The following is a 21,519-nucleotide window of genomic DNA, read 5'->3' as shown; positions in this document are numbered from 1 at the left end:
TCATGTATCAATGCTCATTCATTATGATACATTGAAATCGCTTTCTCAGCAAGAACAGATATCGTTATTTCAAGTTTTCAGGATTTAAAGGCTCCAGCTCAGGCAGCACAAAAATGCCATCCTTACGGATTAGAACATCATCAAAATAAATTTCACCGCCACCATATTCTGGACGTTGAATCAATACCAAATCCCAATGAATCGAAGAACGGTTACCGTTATCCGCCGTTTCATAAGCTTGACCTGGTGTAAAGTGCAAGCTGCCTGCAATCTTCTCGTCAAACAGAATATCCTTCATTGGGTGTAAAATGTGTGGGTTAAACCCGATGGCAAACTCGCCAATATAGCGTGCTCCCTCATCGGAATCGAGAATATCATTTAACCGCTTTGTATCGTTGCTTGTCGCTTCCACGATTTTACCATTTTCAAAACGGAATTTAACATTCTCAAAGGTAATTCCATTATACAGGGTTTGTGCATTATAGCTAATAGTTCCGTTAACTGAATCCCGGACAGGCGCGCTGTATACTTCGCCATCCGGAATATTGCATTGACCCGAACACTTAATGGCTCCGATTTGCTTGATAGAGAAGCTCAAGTCAGTACCTGGACCGCTGATCCGTACTTGGTCTGTCCGGTTCATCAAGTCTGCCAATGCATCTTGAGCCTTGTCCATTTTCGCGTAATCCAGGTTACATACATCGAAATAAAAATCTTCGAATGCTTCGGTGCTGATATTGGCCAATTGAGCCATGCTGTCATTCGGATAACGCAGCACTACCCATTTTGTGTGTTTCACTCGTTGTTCGCTATGTACCGCATGCTGATAAATTGAATTATACATTTTCATTTTATCTTCCGGTACATCTGACAGATCATTTACATTTTCGCCTGCACGAATTCCGATGTAACAGTGCATTTGTTTCATCCGGTTGAGGTCAATTTCAGCCCAAGTTTCCAGCATTTCCTTTGTCGCATTGCGAAGCATAGCGCTCTGCACCTTACGATCTGTAAGCTGAACAAAAACATTTCCACCCTTTTTACCAACTTCATGAATGATGGCGTTAAGCAAGTCACGCTCTGTACCAATCATTTCGATCAATACATTTTCTCCAGGCTGCACTTCAACAGAGTAACCTACCAGATTTTCCGCCAGCTTAAGTATTCTAGGATCTTTCATGTAGTGTCTCTCCTTCTTTATTCACTCTTTTTGAACAACGGTTAATTCAAATTCCATTGTATCATGCCCGCTCCGTTACTTGTAGTCCTCAAAAACAACTCGGGTGATCAGAGCCTCCTGATTCTGCTCTTCATTCGCAACCTGTCGGGAAATTCGGCATTCCGATGATAGCTTTAAGGGTAAACCCGTTTGGCGATCTATAGTTAAATGGTACACAGTCCGAACATTAGAATGCTCCAGCTGGTTGTTCATATCCTCACAACTCTGCTTCCATACTTGGCTCAGCTTTTGTTGCAGCTCTTGGTTCGTTTCTGTATGCTGCGTTTTTAATATCCTGATTTGAGGATTTAACGTATTCATCTCTTTCATTAAACGTTCTTTTAACCAACGCTTTGCCGAGGCAGGTTCTGGTTCAATCCTCACCACCCAAGTTCCCCGGGCAGCTCCCTTTTCCATACGAATGCTCTTATTCAGTGTATTTAATTCCTCTAGCTCCTGAATCGGATTGAAGCGATTTAACATGCCATTTTGAACCATAGAAGTATCCCCAGCTGTCAGCGTAATCCATTTCCCATTTTGACGAAGAAATCGTTCATGTGTAACACTAGGCTCGGACTTATCTTCTTTTAGTGCTACATAGTCGCCTTGCTTACGGAAAGCCTCTGTAGATCCCCAGTGCATGATTAATTCATCGTGATTTCTTAGCTTCCCGCGATATTCAAACTGTTTAGCCGTAGGCAGACCATCGTCAGTTCTGATTCCAGTCTGTCCGCTAAATGTTATCCTCTCTCTGCCAGCCATTCCTGCAACAGCTCTTCTAAAAATCTGCTCAGGAGTATATTGTCGATCCAGTACACAACCGCTTAACACACATATAATTAGAAACACACAGCCCTGCATTACCCATTGCTTTCTCCAATGCATACCATCATCCGTCCTATCCTAAACATGACTATAAATCATGATAAAAATTCTGTTTTAGAACATCCATGTTATAGCTACGCTTAGGATTACCTGTCTACAAACGGTTATGCAAAACAAAAAGAGAACATTCCCTAAGGAATATTCTCTACACATCGCCTATATGATCAATAACTATACGATTACGGCCTTCATTTTTTGCTTCATACAAGGCCATATCAGCCCTATAAAATAAAGATTCGATACTGATCTGCTCGTCCAGCCAGTTCCATTCAGCAATCCCGCAAGAAACAGTCACCTGAGGATTAGTTTCATATTGTACACGGCTACGTATTTTTTCTGCATACCCCAGTGCCTGCTGCACCCCCAGCTGCGGCAAATAAATGGCAAGCTCCTCTCCGCCCCATCTGGCACATACATCCTCATCACGGGTCGCCGAGCGAACAATATTGCTGACGCTTTTCAGAATTTCGTCCCCCGTCTGGTGGCCATACGTATCATTCACCTGCTTGAATTGGTCAATATCGACCAAAATAAGAGAGCCACAGAAATCTTTTTCCTGATGCTCCTGAATGATTCGGTCTACATAATGACGCACATATAAACCTGTTAGCATGTCCATATTAGCGAGACGCCGCACCTCGGCATGCAGCATAGCATTAGTTACGGCCAGTCCGATATTAGGAGCCAGCATTTGCAGCATCTTGTAATTATCGTAAGAAAAAAAGTGTGGAAGCTTGCTCGATAATAATATAACCCCTCTAGGAGTCCCCCTGTTCTTCATAGGCACAGCCATCAAAGACTGAGAGTCCGTCGCATCCATAAACCGAGAGGATATCTTTCCATCCTTCCTATAGTCAGACACAATCACAGGCTCTCCTGTTTTGCATATCAGTCCAGCAAATCCGCCTTCACGAGGGTAACTCTCCAGCTTTAAACTTTCCACATTGCTTGACATCACCCTAAAGCAACTTCCATCCTGATCCAGCTGCACAATACAACAAAAGTCGGCCATGAACATTTTTAATAACTCCTGCACGGCAAACTCAAATATTTCATTTAATTTCAGGCTCTGATTCAAGCGTTGAACCAACTCATTAATGAGCCGCAATTCATGGATAAGTACATTCGATTGCTCCAGCAGCTTCGCATTTTCAAATGCGGTGCCAGCTGTATCTGCCATCATCGCAATCAGCTCTACGTCCACTTTTTCCATACTATCCGCACCTGCCGGAAGAATCATATGGAAAACACCATATACGCCCTGCTTACCACGTAACGGGATACCGATTTCAGTTATTTCATCTTGTGGACCGGAAGGCTCATTCACAGCCATTTGCCCTTTCATAAATGCACGGACACATACATCCTCGTCCCGTTCATGCAGCAACAAAGGCTTGACCTGAGGATTTCGACTGTGCCGATCCTGACTCATATACAACGTGATATCCACATGGGGAAACAAATAGGCGATACTTCCAAATACTTCATCCAGCACGCCTTCCACATCAATCTTGTCATGCATCCGTTTTACAATCTGAAATAAAATAGAGCGGCGTCTGCCCTCACGTTCGCTCCGATTCTGCATCCCTAGGATATCTTCCATAAATATATACTCAAACTTCGAGTAAAAGCAGGATCTAAAATGCAAAGAAGCCACTAACAATGCGTCCTGATTCGAGACAGAATGTTGAGCAGGTCGTGTAAAACGAAGAGCGGCGAAAAGCTCTCTCTTGTAATTGCGACATAATATGGGGACCATGTATACAAATGCAAGGCTCCCATCTCGAAGTTTACGCTGGCTCACTTCCATCTCTCTAGATATGCAACAACGCTCGACCAACTCTAAATCCTCGTCATCATCCTCTTCCCTACCAGCAACCCGAACACCTGTAAAATTAAAGACAGCAGTATACTCTTCACTGATCCAGGATATACCATTGCTCTGCTGTAACCAATTCCGATATCCTTGGACGAGAAGCTGATTAATATAGGGGTAATCATAGGGTGTCATATCCATGTTCTGGAGCCAGGCAAAAGACGTATATCCTTTATCATCAAACAGCGGAGCACCGCTAGCCTGCACTGTTTTACTGTCAAGCGTTTGCTGATCCGTTGTTGAAAATTCCGACATATTAAGGCGCTCCTTCACAGCAAAATTAGCTGTACCAAGACAGCGGCTATACACCACTATAGCTCATAATATGATCTATTTTACTCTCAACTTTAGAAATTTGCATCCATTTTTCAGAAATTCGTCCCACTTTTTTAGTTCTAAAGCCCTATCGACAAATTTTGACGTTTTCATTCTTTTTCTCTTCTTGACATTGACCCACTATACCATATAATATATATTATTGAAAAAGACTGTACGGCAGAACTATCTACTGTGCGGATCTTAAATTTTGGGCGTAACAGTTTGTGTCACCCTCATCTTATTTGTTGCTGACAGGACAGCGGCTGAACTTTTCTGTCAGTAGTGCGTCTCACCTTACTAGGTAGCGCCGAACAAATTGGAGCGCAAAGAGAGCCCCAACTCAAATTTTAATTATGAAGGAGTTAACTCTATAATGGCACGTTACACTGGTCCTAAATTTAAATTGAGCCGTCGTCTCGGTATTTCCCTGAGCGGCACAGGTAAAGAATTGAAACGCCCTTTCCCTCCGGGACAACATGGTGCAAACCAACGGAGAAAAATCAGTAACTACGGTATGCAGCTTCAAGAAAAGCAAAAGCTGCGCCACATGTACGGTTTGGGTGAAAAACAATTCCGTACCCTGTTCAACAAAGCTCAACACATGCACGGTATCGCTGGTGAGAACTTCATGTTCTTGCTGGAAAGCCGCCTGGACAACCTTGTATTCCGTCTTGGCTTTGCTAATTCCCGTGCAGGCGCACGTCAATTGGTAGCTCATGGTCACGTTACTGTGAACGGCAAAAAAGTTGACATCGCTTCTTACCAAGTAAGCCTTGGCGACGTGATCGGTCTTCGTGAAAGAAGTCGTTCCCTGTCTTCCATCAAAGAAGCTTTGGAAAACCGTAACCACTTGGCAGCTTACCTGGAGTACAATGACGCAGCTCTGGAAGGTAAATACATTCGTTTGCCTGAGCGTGCTGAATTGTCCCAAGATATCGATGAAAAACAAATCGTCGAATTCTACAACCGCTAATCCTTGCATTAGCACCAAAAAGCACCCGAATTCATTCGGGTGCTTTTTATATTCCCCACGCATTAAGCCTGAGAGTTTTATTCAATAGGGATGTATACTTTCATATTCAAATGATCAGGATAGGAATTCATCACGTCCGTAATTTCAAAATCAGGTCCCTCCCTCCGTTCAAAATTAGAATTAGGAAGCCATGTGCCGTAGATAAAATCTCGTATACTCTGAACTCGTCCATTTGAACCTGAAGCGTCAAACTCAGCATACTTGCCTGCTGGAATCTCCATATATATGAAACCCTCAGCCAGTTCTTTTGATTCTTCTTCAACGGCCTCACCCACCACAAATGAAAATGCACCGTTGTCTTCAAATTGACAGGCAATCCCATATGACATTCCCGGTGCGATTTTATTCGGAATACACATATAATATTCATGTGCGCCAAAGTGTTCATAAAAGCCTGGGATTTCTTTATAATGCTGCTCATTATTGAGATTTGTTTTATATTCATATCCTACAATTTTGGTCGTTTCGAGTTGCAGTATCACAGGCTTGTTCACCTCTAATTCCTCCGCTGCGTTTTTTTTGTAATCCAGAAAATTGATTTTACTTTGATCAGAAAGCTCAATATCACAGTTACGATATTTCCCAGGGGTGATCCCAAAACTTTTTTCAAAAGCGCGAGTAAAAGCTTCTTGCGAGTTGTACTGATACTCAATAGCTATGTCCAATACCTTTTGGTTGGATTGCTTTAGCCGTTTTGCCGCCTCGGACAATCTTCTCCTTCTTATATATTGTTGAACTGTAAAACCCGAAATGGCCTGAAAAACCCGCTGGAAATGAAAAGCTGAAAAGTATGCCTTTGAAGCAATCTCGGCAATTTTTAAATCTTCCCGGAGATTCAATTCAATAAACTCAATCGCACACTGAATTCGTTTAAAGTAGTCCATATAATCCTTCCCCACACTTGTTATTTATCTAGCCTTCACCCACATTGGGCAACCCACGTATTCATTATGTAAAACTCTGTATCTATTTGTTTGATTATTTGTGCTAAGTTTACCACGGCTTTTCGCTTGGTAGAAATAAAAAAAGCAGCACTGAGATACGAGATCAATCTCAACGCTGCTTTTAAATGTATTTTAATTATCCAAGCTTGATTTTAGCAAATTTCCGTTTACCTACCTGTACAATGTCGCCTTCCTGCGGCTTGTATGCTTCGTTCACATCGGTCCACTTCTCTTCATTAATTTTGACCGACCCCTGCTGAATACTACGCTTGGCCTCACCGTTAGATGCTGCAAAGCCTAGATGAGTCAGCAACTGGATCACACGAATGCCACCTTCTTCTAACTGATCTGCTGTTAAGGTGAATTCTTCAATGTCATCAGGAAGCGCGCGTTGTTGGAATACAGTCACAAAATGCTGCTTGGCCGCTTCTGCCGCCTCTTCATCGTGGTACATGCGCACTAATGTTCCGGCCAGTTTCATTTTGGCATCACGTGGATGCACCGAACCCTCCTTAATACCTTTCGCCAGCTCTGCCAGCTCCTCATTGGTAATATCCGTTGCAAGCTCAAAATATTTCAGCATCAACTCATCAGGAACGGACATCGATTTACCATAAATTTCGTTTGGCTCCTCATCCACACCAATGTAGTTCCCCAAACTTTTGCTCATCTTCTGAACGCCATCAAGCCCCTCAAGCAGTGGCAATGTAATGGTTGCCTGCGGTTCTACTCCGTATTCCTTTTGCAGGGTTCTGCCCATCAGCAGATTAAACTTTTGGTCTGTTCCTCCCAATTCTATATCGCTTTGGAGAGCCACAGAGTCCATGCCCTGCATCAGCGGGTAAAAGAACTCATGGATGCTGATCGGCAAGCCGTTTTGGTACCTTTTTGTAAAATCATCCCGCTCCAACATACGGGCAACCGTTACTTTGGCAGACAGAGTTACCACATCCGCAAAAGACATCGGTCCTAACCATTCGGAATTGTAGTATACCTTTGTCTTTTCAGGATCGAGAATCTTAAAAATTTGTTCCTTGTATGTTTGTGCATTACGCTGTACATCTTCCTCAGTCAGTTGCTTGCGGGTCTCCGATTTACCTGTCGGATCACCAATTCTGCCTGTAAAATCTCCGATAATCAGTTGCACTTGATGCCCTAATTCCTGGAACTGGCGCAGTTTGTGCATAACAACCGTATGTCCGATGTGAATATCAGGCGCAGACGGATCTAGACCCAGCTTAATTTTGAGGGGCTCGCCGCTAACAACCGATTTAATAACCTTACGCTTCAGCTCATCCTCAGGTACAATTTCCGCTACTCCACGACGTATTACTTCTAGTTGTCGTTCTACCTCTGCCTGTTGCTCAGGCTTCAATTCTTCCCACTTCATCCTGAATCCCTCCTATTTTCCATCCAATAATTACTATTTAAACAAACCAAAAAGCCCCTTTCATCCCAAGGGACGAGAAGGAGCTGCTCGCGTTACCACCCTAATTAAAGAAACGTATGCAAAAAAACAACGTTTCTTTCACTTCATTCCTATAACGGGTTTACACCCGGTACCGGATTACTATGGTGAGCTTCGCAAACCTGCAAAAACTTTCCATTCATCCAGACAGCTCCAGACGGTAATTCAAAGGAGGGACGCTACCGATTCACACCACCCATCGGCTCTCTGCACAACGTGATTCCGCCTTCTACTGAAGTCTTTCTCCGCTTTTCACGATATTTACTTTGACCTATTTATAACACACTGTTTTTATGTAGTCAACGACACCAAAAGACAGGCTTTTTAGCATATGGGTTCATTTTGTAATTTTATGCTATAATAATGGCTGTTATAAAGGAGGAAGACTTAATGGTTGAAGAAAAAAACAATGTATCAGAGCCTAAGCCTTCCCGCTTACGGAGAACCATGCGAAGGCTCGGCCGTGTCATAAAGTGGGTCGTCATCATCGGTTTTATGGGGGCACTATTCGCAGGGGGAACCGCCGCTGGCTATGTTGCTTCTATTGTAAAAAACGAGCCCGTGCGTTCCAGATCTACAATTCTACAGGAAGTGGATAAGAATGCAATTACAGGCTTCGCTTATTTCAATGACGGCTCACCCATCGGGCAGCTTCGGACCGAGGAAGATCGAAGACCTGTTACGTTTAAGGAGATTCCTCAACTCGTCATTGACGCAGTTATTGCCATTGAAGATAATCATTTTTACGAGCATAAAGGTGTCGATTTGTCGGGAACGCTGCGTGCTGTGAAGCAAAAGGCACTACATGAATCCGTACAAACTGGAGGGAGTACGCTTACCCAGCAGCTTGCACGTCGTGTCTTTTTAAATCTTGATCGTACGGATGACCGCAAGGTCAAAGAAATTTTGCTATCTCTGCGCCTTGAGCGCTTCCTGAGCAAGCAACAAATAATTACAGCCTATCTCAATAAGGTACCTTTCGGTAACGGATCAAGCGGTTACAACGTCTTTGGTATTAAAGCAGCAGCCAAAGGTATTTTTAATGAAAATGATTTGGGCAAGCTTAATGTAGCCCAAGCTGCCTATCTGGCAGGTCTGCCGCAACTCCCTTCTTCTTATTCTGCTTACAACGGTAAAGGTGAGTTTAATGAAGCCGGCTTTAAAAGAGCGATTAACCGCCAGCACCTGGTGCTCAGCCGAATGCTGGAGGAGAACAAAATCAATACAGCACAATATGATGAAGCGATGGCTTTTGATATCAAAAAATCTCTAGCACCACGCACTGTTAAGGCTTATAACACCTATCCATATCTTATGATGGAAACAGAGCGGCAAGCTGCTCAGGCACTCATGTCTGTCACCAATCCGAGTCAAGCAGCTAATGCCAGTGCAGATACCAAAACCAAGGATGATAACGACATGCTCAAAGAAGCTGAACAGCAGCTTCGTACAGGCGGTTATATGGTATATACCACCATTGATAAGAGCGTGTACAAATCCATGCGTCAAATTGCAGAAAATAAGGACAACTTCTCTGCTACAAGTAAAACCAAGGGTGACGAGCAAGCGGCGGCCATTCTGATTCAGCATAAAACCGGCGCCATTCTCGGTATGATGGAAGGTCGGGACTTCCAAAAAGAGCAAATGAACTATGCTACCCAGATGGTACGCCAGCCGGGTTCAGCCATGAAACCGATTGCTGCTTATCTGCCTGCTTTGGACAGCGGTCTTGTACAGCCTGGCACGATTGTGGATGATGCTCCTATTATTTTGAAAGATGGCAGTAATGGATATCACATCCCGAAAAATGCCAACAACCGCTACCAAGGATTAGTCACAGCGCGTTATGCACTGAATCAATCGCTAAATACGATAGCACTCAAGCTGTTTAACGAAAAGGTAGGGATCAATAAGGCTTGGGCTTTTGCTAAAAAACTGGGTATTACCACCTTGGAGCCAAGTGATAACAACGCCCAAACTGGTGTACTCGGCGGCTTGGCCCACGGGGTAACCGTTGAGGAACTAACCAATGCATATGGAGCCATCCCAAATGGCGGTGTGTTTAATGATGCCTACATGATCGAAAAGATCGTGGATTCGCAAGGCAATATTGTATACAAGCATCAGCCTAATCCTGTACAGGCCTTCACACCACAAACCGCCTACCTGATGACAGATATGTTACGTACAGCCGTATCGGAAGGCACAGGCAGACTGGTGAAGCGTAACTTTAATCAATCCGGCAAGATTCCGATCGCCGGCAAGACAGGTACTACGCAATCCTACACCGATGTGTGGTTTGAGGGTTTTACGCCTGACGTCACGCTGGGAGTGTGGGTTGGTTACAAGCAACCTGTCAATAAGCTTGAAACGAAAGCACAAAAAGAGCGGGCTCGTCGTCTATGGGCTCTAATCATGAATGAAGTAACGGCTAAAGATTCTCAGTTATTCCAAACGAACAGTTTCAAGAGACCTGACGGTATTGTAAGCCGGACAGCGTCCGCCTATGGTTCAGACATTTATAACAGTAAATATTTACCCAAAAACAGTGAAAATGGTGTTACCCGTGCGAAATACATTACCTATCAGGGTGTAAATTACATTCCACGTGATGGTACGCCAGATGATATGTTGTATGAACGGACCGTTAGAAAACGGGAAAAGCCAATCTCAGAATTGATTAAAGAGCTTCAGCAAGCCTTTAGAGTGATGAGACGGCATAATTCGTTGTCCTACTATCTGCCTCAAGATGCAGATAAAGAAGCACCTACTCAGATTGATCCACGCAAGGACGATGGGGCAGCTCCTAACGCTCCATCTAGCGTCAGCGTAAGCTATAGTGATGGCAAAGCCATAATTAGCTTTAGCCCAAGCGGAAACAGTGATGTTGTAGGTTACCGTCTATATCGTTCTACAGATGGAGGTAGCTTCCAACGGCTTGGTAAGGTTGTCATGGCTGATGGCTCCAAGGTATTCTCTGATAGCCCTGGAGGAAGCAGCTCAAGTTACTATGTGACCGCCGTTGATGTGGGAGGACATGAATCTGGGCCAAGTACCCAAGCAAGTGCAGCGCCTGTAGTGCCACCTGCAGATTCTGAGTCACCAGATATTCCGGGCGAGGGAGATGGAACAGGTGCGCAGCCTACAGAAGTTCCTACTGCTCCTGGGCAGCCCCAAGCTAAAGCTGCAGGCACGTCCGTAATCCTCCAATGGAGTGCAGGAAAGCCTGCGGACGCTATAACAGCCTATAACGTATATTACAGTGAAAGCGGTGCGGAGCCTTTTAAAAACATAGGCTCTACCGCAAACACCAGCTTTGAGTATAAACCAGGCCGCAAGCCCAAAGGCTGGTTCCGTGTTACTTCCATGAATACCATGGGGGAATCAGCTCCTTCTGGAGCCGTTCGTCCATAGTTCAAAACAAAAACAAGAAGCGATAGTTTGGGTGAGATGCATGAGTTCACCCTAATAAAAAAGGGAGTCTCCATAGCTATAATAGCTATGGAGACTCCCTTTTTGGTGCAAACATGCATCAATTCAATCCTCAATAGTAGACAAGTCACCTGTAGGAAGGTTAAGCTCCCAAGCTTTCAGCACACGTCTCATAATTTTGCCGGAACGGGTTTTGGGTAACCTTTCCTTAAATTCAATTTCACGCGGAGCAGCATGAGCAGACAGCCCTTCCTTGACGAAGCGGTAAATGTCCTGTTGTAACGCTTCCGACGCGGTATAGCCATCACGCAGGGCGACAAAAGCTTTAATGATCTCTCCTCGTACAGTATCTGGTTTGCCAATGACTCCTGCTTCCGCTACGGCAGGATGCTCCAGAAGCTTGCTCTCCACCTCAAAAGGACCGATGCGCTCTCCAGAGGAGTTAATAACATCATCAATTCTTCCCTGAAACCAGAAATATCCGTCCTCATCCATGTAAGCTGAATCACCGGATACATACCAACCGGAAAAGCGGAAATATTCCTGAAACTTATTGGGATTGTTCCATATGCGGCTCATCATGGATGGCCATGGTGTACGAATCGCCAAATGTCCCATCCTATTAGGAGGCAACACCTGGCCTCTGTCGTCCAAAATAGCAGCCTGAATACCTGGAAGTGGCTTTCCCATCGAACCCGGCTTAATCGGCAGCTCTGGGTAATTACAGATCAACTGTCCTCCTGTTTCCGTCATCCACCAAGTATCATGAATACGCTGTGTGTATACTTGCCAACCCCATCTCACTACCTCGGGATTCAGTGGCTCCCCAACGGATAATACATGCCGCAAGCTGCTTAGATCATAATTGGCAACTACCTGCTCCCCTGCGCTCATCAACATCCGAAACGCCGTAGGAGCACTATACCAAATAGTCACTTCGTGACGTTCAATCGTACGGTACCAATCCTCTGGGCTGAAACGTCCTCCACGGATGACATTCGTGGCTCCATTTAGCCAAGGAGCAAAAATACCATATGATGTTCCCGTAACCCAACCAGGGTCCGCAGTACACCAATACACATCATCTTCCCGCAGATCCAGTACCACTTTCCCCGTATAGTAATGCTGAATCATTGCATTTTGCACATGATACACGCCTTTGGGCTTGCCCGTTGAGCCTGACGTATAGTGAATAATTAATCCATCTTCACGCCCCAGCCATTCGGGCTCAAGATCTTCTGAGGACGTGAGCATTTCCGTTTCGAAATCAATAATTCCCTGCTCCCGTTCGTCCATATCACCAACCACAAAAATATGACGCAACGCAGGAAGCTCCTCACGTTTCACCCGTGAAAGAAGCGCAGGTGTGGTTACTAGTGCCACCGCCCCGCTATCCTCCAAGCGATCTTTAACCGCCGTTTCCATAAACGCCTCAAATAGTGGACCGACAACAGCCCCTACCTTTAAAACCCCAAGCATGCTAATGACCAGTTCAGGTGAACGGGGCATGAATATAAACACCCGCTCCCCTTTACCAATACCGTATTTGCGCAGCACATTTCCGAACCTGTTGGAGCTGGCACGGAGCTGAGAAAAAGTGTAGGTTTCATGACGGTTTGCGTCGCAATACAAAAGTGCTGCTTTCTCTCCCCGGCCTTCCTCTACATGTCGATCAATCGCCTCATGTGCCATATTCACTTTGCCTGTTTCATACCACGTAAAATGACGTTCTACATCTTCCCACTGAAAGTTGTTGTAAGCTTGTTCATAAGGGCCCATGTTGGATGTGGGAACTACAGCCTGGAGTTCTTCAATCTTCATGCGTTCAGCCTCCTCACAATGGAATAATGAGAATTACACAGAACAAAATAGCGCTTACAAAATTAATGATGCAAATCAAGTCTTTTGATTTGTGGTTTGATTTAAAGCATTTAATTGTGAACAATTCGTGTCTAAATCAGTATATCATAGGTGAGGATGTGACGACCATCCTTTTCATTTATTTGTTTTTTTGTTATAAGTAGGGGATATGAAGAGGTACTGATGGCAAACAAGGAGGTCGCACCCATGCAGCATTTAAAATTGTACCACTTGGACACACTGGATCATAACGGACAAACCATCCATGTAGAAGGACCGGTATCCGCTGATCGATTGCGTTCATTTCAAATGCATACGCAACTGGACGCCTTTCGTAAACCAAAGGAGCAATTCGACGCGCTGGTGGAAATTTCAGAACTGCCTGAAGGCAGAATCATCATTGCCCATGATGGAGAAACCCTTCTGGGATATGTCACTTTTCACTATCCAGACGAGATGGAACGCTGGTCGGAAGCTGGCATGAAGGATTTACTGGAACTCGGAGCTGTCGAGGTAGCCGATGACTATCGCGGACTGGGCCTGGGTAGCCGAATGATTCGGATTGCCTTTGAAGACGGACAGCTCGAATCCTATATTATTTTTACAACCGAATATTACTGGCACTGGGATTTAAAAGGCAGCGGTCTTTCCGTATGGGAATACCGCCGCATGATGGAACGTCTGATGAAAACCGTAAATATGGTATGGTACGCCACGGATGATCCTGAAATATGCTCACACCCTGCGAACTGTCTGATGGTACGAATGGGAGATGATGTGCCCCTCGAATCACGAGAACAGTTTGACCGTATCCGGTTTGTTCGAAGATTCATGTATTAAAAATATTACACTCTTATCCCAAATGCTTGAGCATGAACTCCACAATACGGTGCGAACGATGTGAGGCTTCTACCGTAAACTCAGCATAATTCACGTGAGCCGATCCATCAGCCTTATCTGACATAGATCGTAGGACAACATAAGGCACAGCGTTCATATGAGCTGTCTGAGCCACTGCGGCGCCTTCCATCTCGGTACAAGCACCGTCCATTTCTTGATGCAATGCTGTCACTATCTCACGATTTGCGACAAATTGATCGCCGGAAAGTACTTTCCCGACAATGTATCGATCGCCAAACGATTTGCAGGCTTGTTCAGCCAGACGGACAAGCTCGGGATCGGCCGCGAACTCTGAGGTGTCCTGATAAGGAATGACCCCTCTGGCATAACCCAAAGGCGTTACATCCATGTCATGCTGCATACATGTTGATGAGATGACAATGTCCCCAATGTTTAAATCCGGGTGTACCGCCCCTGCCACTCCCGTGAATATAATTTGTTCGACGCCAAAATGATCAATCAAGATTTGTGTTGTTACCGCAGCATTGACTTTGCCTACACCGGACTTGCAGACGACTACCCTTTGCCCGTGAATCATTCCGGTAGTGTATGTGATTCCCGTCTTGGTCGTCTTGCTTGCCTCGGTCATCGCCGAGAGCAGCAATTCAATTTCTTCATCCATCGCACCCATTAATCCATAAAGTCGGCTCATTACGCATCCCTCGTTTCTTAGTTTGATGATGATGTCACAAGAAGCTATGTATCTACGAAAAAAGCTCCGTCAAAGGAGCTTTCATCGAAGGTGTATCCTATTCGGCACTGTGCCTAGTCTAAATAATTAACTGATAACCGCAAAATAGTCTCGTGCGGCAAAATAACGCGAGAGTTCTCCACGTTTTCCTTCTTCATCAGCTTGGTCAGCAAACGCATGGCTACCGCACCCAAATCGTACATTGGTTGTGCGACGGTTGTCAGCTGAGGACGAACCATGGAGGCCATACGAATGTTGTCAACACTGATTACCGAAAAATCATCAGGGACTTTCAATCCCTCATCCTGAATACTATGAATCGCACCAATTGCCATTTCATCCGTAGCGGCAAAAATAGCACTTGGTTTCTTCTTCAGACCGAGGAAGTATTTCATGGCTTCAACACCGGATTCATAGCGGTAGTTCCCGATTCTCACGAGATCCTCCTGATAATCAATTCCAGCTGTTTCCAATGCTCTCTTGTAACCTTGGAAACGTGCATAGCCGTTTGCAGGGTCTTGAAGCGTACCACTGATCATTGCGATTTGACGGTGTCCATGGCGGATCAACGTGTTAACTGCATCAAAAGCAGCGGCTTCATGGTCAATATCTACTGAAGGATAGCTACCTTTTTCATCACTCGTTGCACATAGAACAATAGGAACTGCAGCTGTATGGAAGGCCTGAATATGCTCGTCCGTTACTGTGCCGCCCATGAACAGCAGTCCATCCACTTGCTTTTCAAGTAATGTGTTGATAACACGGATCTCTTTTTCTTTACGTTTGTCGGCATTACATAAAATGATGTTATAGTGATACATATTTGCAATATCCTCAATACCGCGTGCAATTTCTGCAAAAATTGAGTTCGATATATCCGGAATAACCACGCCAACAGTCGTTGTCTTCTTGCTGGCCAGACCTCTAGCTACCGCATTCGGGCGATATCCCAATTGTTCAATCGCTTCGTACACCTTCTTGCGGGTCTGAGGTTTTACATTAGGATTATTGTTAACTACGCGGGACACCGTGGCCATTGAGACACCAGCTTCGCGAGCTACATCATAGATCGTTACCGTCACATTCCTTCTCTCCATTGCCAATAAATTTTCAACCGAATCCTAGATCAACTAATTAGAACCATGATACGACAAAATACTACTTTATGCAACGACAGCACTCATTCTATCTATGTGAGATGATCGTGAAGCGCACGGGCTGTAATATTCGAATGGGATGTATGCCAGACAGCCTCCCCGTCCTTGATTAAAATGGCCTGCGGCGATTCATGTTTCACCTGAAGCTTGTCCGCAGCCGCATTGGACACCGGCCGATCTTCTACTACATAAATGATACCGTATTCAATATTTTCGTCGGGAGCACCTTCCAAATAAGACTCCACTTCCTGATATGCACCTGCACTTATCGGACAACGTGTACTGTGCTTAAAGAGGAGTAACGGCTTGTCTGATGACGCTTCCAGAGCCGTATTTAATTGTTGAATAGTAGTCATTTTCGTCATCGTCGCCATTGGATATACATTCCTTTCTGTGTCTTGTCGTATGGCCTATTCTCATCGTAACAAAAAGAACATGTAAAATCCAATGGTGACCATGAAAATTTTCATATTTTTTAGTTTTTCGTATTCGTAAACACCGATTTACTGGTAAAACCGGATAATTGAACCAATCTTTTCTCTACATCATTCATCCAATCTTCATCTCCTAGGCTTCTCGCATAGCGATAAAGATCCAGTAAGAGATTAATTCGAAGCTCCATTCGCTCCTCCAAAGCGGATTGCCAATCCACATTGGGATTATCCGCTTCCTCCAGTACAAGCTTACGAATAATTTCTGCCAGTTCATTGTTGCGTGCAAAAGATATTCGCCGGGGTGCAGGTTTGCTCCCTAGACTTTGTAATAGTTCCTTAATGTCCTTCGTCACATGCTGCAAAACCTCACTGGAAAAGCATGACGGACATGAGAATACAGGGACATGCAAAATTTCAACCTTACTCGCATATATTACCTTTCGCAATTCCAGCCCCATCGGTTCACCACATTGGCATTGCTTATGCATTTTACCACCTCATTACGTAGGATCAAACTTATATGAGGATCTCATCAGAATCCAGATATATCTATTTACTAGTCTATAAAATATTTGTTAACTCAATAAAATCTATCATACCTTTTTTTATTTCGACTTTGTGGCCTCAAATCCTTCCACAGATTGCAGCAATGAACAAATTACCAAAGCTTTGGGGGGCAAAAAATGACGACGATTGTTGTTAAAGAGCGACTCCTAACCCGAGAATCTGCGGAGGAATGGACTTCGGGCGTACTTTTTCTTAAGATGTAAAAGTACAGATTACAAAACAAAGGTGTCATCATGTGACGCACGAAAGGATGGTTGGATGTCAAGACTTACCGGAAAAAAGGTAATTGCCCTGGTAGATGAGGAATTCGAGGATCTGGAATTATGGTACCCGGTGTATCGCGTTCGTGAAGAAGGCGCGGAAGTACATTTAGCCGGTGCTGAAAAGGGTAAAAAGTATATTGGAAAATACGGCGTACCTGCTGAAGCAGAATATGCCTTTGCAGAACTGAATAGCAGCGATTATGACGGAATTCTCGTTCCTGGCGGATGGGCGCCCGATAAACTGCGCCGCTATCCCAAGGTCATTCAACTCGTACAGGAATTTCATGCCGCACATAAACCCATCGGACAAATCTGCCATGCAGGCTGGGTACTGATTTCTGCAAAAATATTGGATGGTGTTACGGTCACCTCCACACCAGGTATTCGTGATGATATGGAAAATGCAGGAGCCATCTGGAAGGATGAAGCTGTGGTGACAGACGGACATATTGTATCCGCTCGTCGACCGCCTGATCTTCCCCCTTACGGAAAAGCGTTCTGCGATGTATTAGCTAATAGCGCTCAGAAATAAGATATCCAGTCCGCACATTCAGGACTTGAGTAACCCTTATCTATAGCTATATCGAAAAAGCACCTTCAAAACCACTTTATTCATGGTTTTGAAGGTGCTTTTTTGTACGAGCCAAGCTAAGCTTTCAGATTTTAAAGCATTACTGCCGCCCAGGTCCGGCCGGGGTGCAGCTGATATTAGCTGCAGTCAGCTTGTCTTCGATCGCTGCACCAGTAGACATGCCAAAGCAAGCACGAGCAACTGTCATCGCCTCAGATGCGGTCGTATTCAGCACACGATGCTTGACCCGCAATAAAGATTGGGGGGACATACTGAGCTGATGTATTCCTAGTTCCAGCCAAAGTGGAACGGATCGTTCATCTCCAGCCATCTCACCGCAGACACTCACATCAATTCCGGCTTGATGTGCCGCCTGTGCAGTCATGCGCAGCATTCGAAGTACAGCCGGGTGGTATGGATGGTACATATGCGCAATCTGCTCATTCATACGGTCCACAGCCAGCACATACTGAACTAGATCATTTGTTCCGATACTAAAAAAATCGGTTTCAGCTGCTAATAGATCCGCGATCATCGCCGCAGCCGGAACCTCAATCATAATTCCTCGCTGTATTTTGGGATTATAGGCAAGCCCTCTTGCATCCAGATCCGCCATAGCCTCCTTTAAAAGAACATCTGCCTGACGGACTTCCTCCACAGATGAGATCATCGGGTACATGACCTTGATATTCCCCGTTGCACTGGCTCGCAAAATTGCAGTCAATTGAGTTTTAAACATTTCCTTCCAATCCAAACTAATCCGTATAGCACGATAACCTAGAAAAGGATTTTCTTCCTCTGGGAGTTCAAGATAATCCAACGGCTTGTCGCCGCCGATATCCAATGTACGGATGACTACGGAGTGATTGCCTGCCTTTTCCGCTATTAGCCGATATACTTCATACTGTTCCTCTTCATCAGGAGCAGATTTGCGATCCATATATAAAAATTCCGTGCGGAACAGCCCCACACCCTGAGCTCCATGCTTCAAAGCGGCCTCCAGCTCTTTAACGGAGCTAATATTGGCCGCCAGCCTCAGCGTGGTTCCATCCTTGGTCACAGCTTCTACCGAAGCGAGTACCTGAAGCTGCTCTTTTCTGCGTCGCTGCTCGGCACGCAAAACGATATAGTGGTCTGTTACTGATTTTTCCGGATTTACATACACCCTGCCCAGGTCTCCGTCCACAACCATCATATCTCCGGTTTGAACGGGCAAATTCAAATTGCTCTCCAATCCTGAAACGAGTGGGATACCAAGCGCACGGGCCATAATCGCGGAATGCGATGTTTTACCACCATTCATAGTCACAATCCCCAACACGTAGCTGGGATTCAGGTGTGCCGATTGGGATGGCGAAAGCTCCTTGGCTACCAGAATATAGGGCTGTGTGTCGTTGGGAAGAGTCACTTCCGGTGCGCCCAGCAAATGCTTGAGCAGTCGGTTCCCCACATCCTTAATGTCGATTGCCCGCTCCTTCATATATTCATCATCCAGCAAATCAAACATGGTCACAAAATGATCAATAGCTTCCTTCACAGCCACCTCGGCCGCCTTATACTGACGCTGAATAATTCCGCTAATTTCATTCATGAATTCCGGATCTTCCAATATCGCAAGATGAGCATCAAAAATGCTGGATTCCTCCGGTCCCACCATCTCTCGAAACTCATCCTTAATAAACTGGATTTCACTTTTGGATGTACGTATCCCTTCATACAATCGTTCAAATTCCTTCGCTAGATCTACCGTATCCATTTTTTGATCTGGTAAATCCCATTCCCAGCTCGGCAGGACAAATGCCTTCCCGATGGCCACACCTGCTGCGGCGCCGATGCCTTCTATCATGTTTCTACCCCTCCAACATTCCTGTCATGCAGCACAACGGACATTACCGAGGCCTGACCTTTTTTCACTGTTTTAAACGGAGCAAAGCTCCACGACTTGACGCGATCCGGATTCGTGATGACCATAGGAGTCACCAGCGATGGAGCTTGCTCTCGTAGCGCCTGCAAATCAAATTTGATCAGCAATTGCCCCGGTTCCACCGTATCGCCTGCTTCTACCATAGCAGTAAAATTCCCTTTTAGCTGTGAAGTATCAATCCCGATGTGAAGCAGAACCTCAAGTCCTTCTCGTGTGGAGATGCCTAAAGCGTGCATGGTCGGATACAAATGCATCACAGTACCATACACCGGAGACACAAGTTCACCGCGTTCAGGAACAAAAGCAACACCGTCCCCAACCAGCTTCGTTGCAAAAATTTTGTCAGGCACTTCATGAATCGGTAGCATTTTTCCATGTACAGGAGCATTGAACAAAATTTGAGGAAGATCACGTTCCATCAACTTCGCAATTTCCTCACGGATCAGTTCTGAATATGTTCCAAATACGACTTGTAAATTACCCCCGCCCAGATTAATAAGCCCGGCCGATCCCAAAGCCTTCATTGCTCCGGTATCAATCAGCCTGTCATTGTGAACGGTCAGCCGTAAACGGGTAATGCAGGCCTCTACCTGCACAATATTCTCCTTCCCACCGAGTGCTTCCAAAATAAGTGGAGCACTGTAAGGAATATTACCGGCCCAATCCTCCAGAACCGAGCCTTCCTCACGGCCAGGAGTTGGAATCCGGAACCGACGGATCGCCCATCGAAACAGTACATAATACACAAGCCCATATGCCACTCCAACTGGAATTAGTAACCAGGCGTTATGTGACAGGTGGAAATTAAGGACATAATCTATAAAACCCGCCGAATATGAAAAGCCATGATGAATGTCCAGCTCAAAGGTAAGCCACATGGCCAGACCGGACATAACCGCATGAACGAGGAACAAATAAGGAGCAGCAAACAAAAAGGCAAACTCAATCTGTTCCGACACTCCGGTAAAAAAGCAGACCAATGCGGCCGTCAGAAACGTTTTCTGCACCTTTGGTTTCAAATCTTCACGAGCTTCCTGAATGATCGCTAACGCAATCGCAGGGATCGCAAACATCATAATGGGAAACAACCCGGACATGAAATAGCCCGCTGTCGGATCGCCAGCAAAAAAACGGGGCAAATCCCCCTGCACAACGTTGCCAGACGGCGTTTTATATGTACCCAGTTGAAACCAAAATATATTATTAAGCAGATGATGAAGACCAAAAGCTGCCAATAATCGGTATAGAATACCGTAAATAAGCAGTCCAAAACCGCCCAAGCTCGATTCCAGGCCTACTATAAATTCCAGTCCTCGCTGGATCAGCGGAGCAATAATCAACATAAGCCCTGCAAATACAGCAGAGAACAGGCCAATAAGCAGCAGAACAAATCGGGTTCCCCCAAAAAACTGAAGCACTTCGGGCAACTTAATGCTTTTGAAGCGATTATAAGCCAAGCCTGAAATAATCCCCAAAATGATACCAATGAGCGTCGCTGGCTGAATGAGTCCGTTTCCAAATCTCAATGTGACCTGATCATATATAGCCATACCAGCCAATGCAGCCAGTCCCGCCTGACCTGCTTGATTCGACATGCCCAGTGCAACACCCACCGCAAACAAATACGGCAAAAAATAAAAAATCCCGTGTCCCGCCGCATTTGCCATATCAGACACCATAGGAAATCCCCACGTGGCCCAAGGAAGGCTGCCGAGACTTAGCAATATTGCAGCTGCTGGTAGCACCATCGTCGGGAGCATGACAGCACGACCAAGCTGTTGTAAGGATCCGAGCCAATTCATGGCATTCCTCTCCCTTCTATCCCTGATGGTAAGCCGAATAAATACTTTTGTCAAAGCAATGGTTCCGTCAGCCAAAAATATTTATTTACGCTTTTACAGGTCATATAACTTATTACTCAGCAATAACCCTATGAATTTAACTAGACCCTATCATATTCCAAGCATACATACATTA

Annotated in this window: 16 protein-coding genes and 1 other annotated feature; of the genes, 4 read left to right on the top strand and 12 right to left on the bottom strand. The window is 45.1% G+C overall.

Annotation, left to right across the window (positions count from 1 at the left end; all coding sequences use genetic code 11):
* Positions 1-64: 64 nt before the first annotated feature.
* From ACXHJ1_RS16555 to ACXHJ1_RS16545, 3 genes are all read right to left on the bottom strand, one after another.
* Positions 65-1,180 carry an aminopeptidase gene (locus tag ACXHJ1_RS16555; RefSeq protein ID WP_031461726.1) on the bottom strand — a complete coding sequence of 372 codons (1,116 nt, stop codon included), beginning with the start codon at positions 1,178-1,180 and terminating at the stop codon, positions 65-67.
* Positions 1,181-1,255: 75 nt separating this feature from the next.
* Positions 1,256-2,080 carry a hypothetical protein gene (locus tag ACXHJ1_RS16550; RefSeq protein ID WP_457906184.1) on the bottom strand — a complete coding sequence of 275 codons (825 nt, stop codon included), beginning with the start codon at positions 2,078-2,080 and terminating at the stop codon, positions 1,256-1,258.
* 169 nt (positions 2,081-2,249) lie between these two features.
* Positions 2,250-4,235: a sensor domain-containing diguanylate cyclase gene (locus tag ACXHJ1_RS16545; RefSeq protein WP_457904931.1), complete on the bottom strand. Its 1,986-nt coding sequence runs from the start codon at positions 4,233-4,235 to the stop codon at positions 2,250-2,252.
* A gap of 436 nt (positions 4,236-4,671) precedes the next feature.
* On the opposite strand from ACXHJ1_RS16545, the gene rpsD reads away from it, so the two are divergent.
* Positions 4,672-5,271 (top strand): 30S ribosomal protein S4, encoded by a 600-nt coding sequence (rpsD, locus tag ACXHJ1_RS16540; RefSeq protein WP_016822373.1) that lies wholly within the window; start codon positions 4,672-4,674, stop codon positions 5,269-5,271.
* Positions 5,272-5,348: 77 nt separating this feature from the next.
* On the opposite strand, the gene ACXHJ1_RS16535 is transcribed toward rpsD, so the two are convergent.
* Both ACXHJ1_RS16535 and tyrS read right to left on the bottom strand, forming a co-directional pair.
* Positions 5,349-6,215: an AraC family transcriptional regulator gene (locus tag ACXHJ1_RS16535; protein ID WP_457904930.1), complete on the bottom strand. Its 867-nt coding sequence runs from the start codon at positions 6,213-6,215 to the stop codon at positions 5,349-5,351.
* A gap of 196 nt (positions 6,216-6,411) precedes the next feature.
* Positions 6,412-7,665 (bottom strand): tyrosine--tRNA ligase, encoded by a 1,254-nt coding sequence (gene tyrS, locus ACXHJ1_RS16530; protein ID WP_457904929.1) that lies wholly within the window; start codon positions 7,663-7,665, stop codon positions 6,412-6,414.
* A gap of 65 nt (positions 7,666-7,730) precedes the next feature.
* Positions 7,731-7,998 (bottom strand) — a binding site (T-box leader).
* A 135-nt stretch (positions 7,999-8,133) separates the two neighbouring features.
* Here tyrS and ACXHJ1_RS16525 point away from each other — a divergent pair.
* Positions 8,134-11,157, top strand: coding sequence for a transglycosylase domain-containing protein (locus ACXHJ1_RS16525; RefSeq protein ID WP_457904928.1), 3,024 nt, complete (start codon positions 8,134-8,136; stop codon positions 11,155-11,157).
* A 123-nt stretch (positions 11,158-11,280) separates the two neighbouring features.
* On the opposite strand, the gene acsA is transcribed toward ACXHJ1_RS16525, so the two are convergent.
* Positions 11,281-12,996, bottom strand: coding sequence for an acetate--CoA ligase (acsA, locus tag ACXHJ1_RS16520; RefSeq protein ID WP_016822377.1), 1,716 nt, complete (start codon positions 12,994-12,996; stop codon positions 11,281-11,283).
* A 246-nt stretch (positions 12,997-13,242) separates the two neighbouring features.
* Between acsA and ACXHJ1_RS16515 the strand changes: the two genes are divergently transcribed.
* Entirely contained in the window at positions 13,243-13,875 is a 633-nt protein-coding gene (locus ACXHJ1_RS16515) for a GNAT family N-acetyltransferase (protein WP_016822378.1), read from the top strand.
* Positions 13,876-13,888: 13 nt separating this feature from the next.
* Here ACXHJ1_RS16515 and ACXHJ1_RS16510 read toward each other — a convergent pair whose 3' ends face one another.
* The 4 genes from ACXHJ1_RS16510 to ACXHJ1_RS16495 form a co-directional block, all read right to left on the bottom strand.
* On the bottom strand, positions 13,889-14,587 hold the full coding sequence (locus ACXHJ1_RS16510; RefSeq protein ID WP_016822379.1) for a 5'-methylthioadenosine/adenosylhomocysteine nucleosidase: 699 nt from the start codon (positions 14,585-14,587) through the stop codon (positions 13,889-13,891).
* Between the two features lie 113 nt (positions 14,588-14,700).
* Positions 14,701-15,708, bottom strand: a complete 1,008-nt coding sequence (gene ccpA, locus ACXHJ1_RS16505) for a catabolite control protein A (RefSeq protein WP_013371881.1) — start codon at positions 15,706-15,708, stop codon at positions 14,701-14,703.
* Between the two features lie 107 nt (positions 15,709-15,815).
* Entirely contained in the window at positions 15,816-16,157 is a 342-nt protein-coding gene (gene ytxJ / locus ACXHJ1_RS16500) for a bacillithiol system redox-active protein YtxJ (protein ID WP_016822380.1), read from the bottom strand.
* Between the two features lie 101 nt (positions 16,158-16,258).
* Positions 16,259-16,705 (bottom strand): hypothetical protein, encoded by a 447-nt coding sequence (locus tag ACXHJ1_RS16495; RefSeq protein ID WP_016822381.1) that lies wholly within the window; start codon positions 16,703-16,705, stop codon positions 16,259-16,261.
* Positions 16,706-17,042: 337 nt separating this feature from the next.
* On the opposite strand from ACXHJ1_RS16495, the gene ACXHJ1_RS16490 reads away from it, so the two are divergent.
* The gene (locus tag ACXHJ1_RS16490; protein WP_107733353.1) at positions 17,043-17,579 is read left to right on the top strand and encodes a type 1 glutamine amidotransferase domain-containing protein; all 537 of its coding nucleotides are present in this window, start codon (positions 17,043-17,045) and stop codon (positions 17,577-17,579) included.
* Positions 17,580-17,718: 139 nt separating this feature from the next.
* Here ACXHJ1_RS16490 and ptsP read toward each other — a convergent pair whose 3' ends face one another.
* Positions 17,719-19,464, bottom strand: coding sequence for a phosphoenolpyruvate--protein phosphotransferase (gene ptsP / locus ACXHJ1_RS16485; protein ID WP_107733352.1), 1,746 nt, complete (start codon positions 19,462-19,464; stop codon positions 17,719-17,721).
* Complete coding sequence (locus tag ACXHJ1_RS16480; protein WP_013371886.1) at positions 19,461-21,344, bottom strand: glucose PTS transporter subunit IIA; 1,884 nt, start codon at positions 21,342-21,344, stop codon at positions 19,461-19,463. The genes ptsP and ACXHJ1_RS16480 overlap by 4 nt, the downstream gene beginning before the upstream one ends.
* Positions 21,345-21,519 lie beyond the last annotated feature (175 nt).

This window comes from Paenibacillus sp. ALE2 (assembly GCF_054113385.1).
The sequence above is the reverse complement of the archived record's forward strand: the minus strand, read 5'-3'. Positions and strand labels throughout refer to the sequence as shown.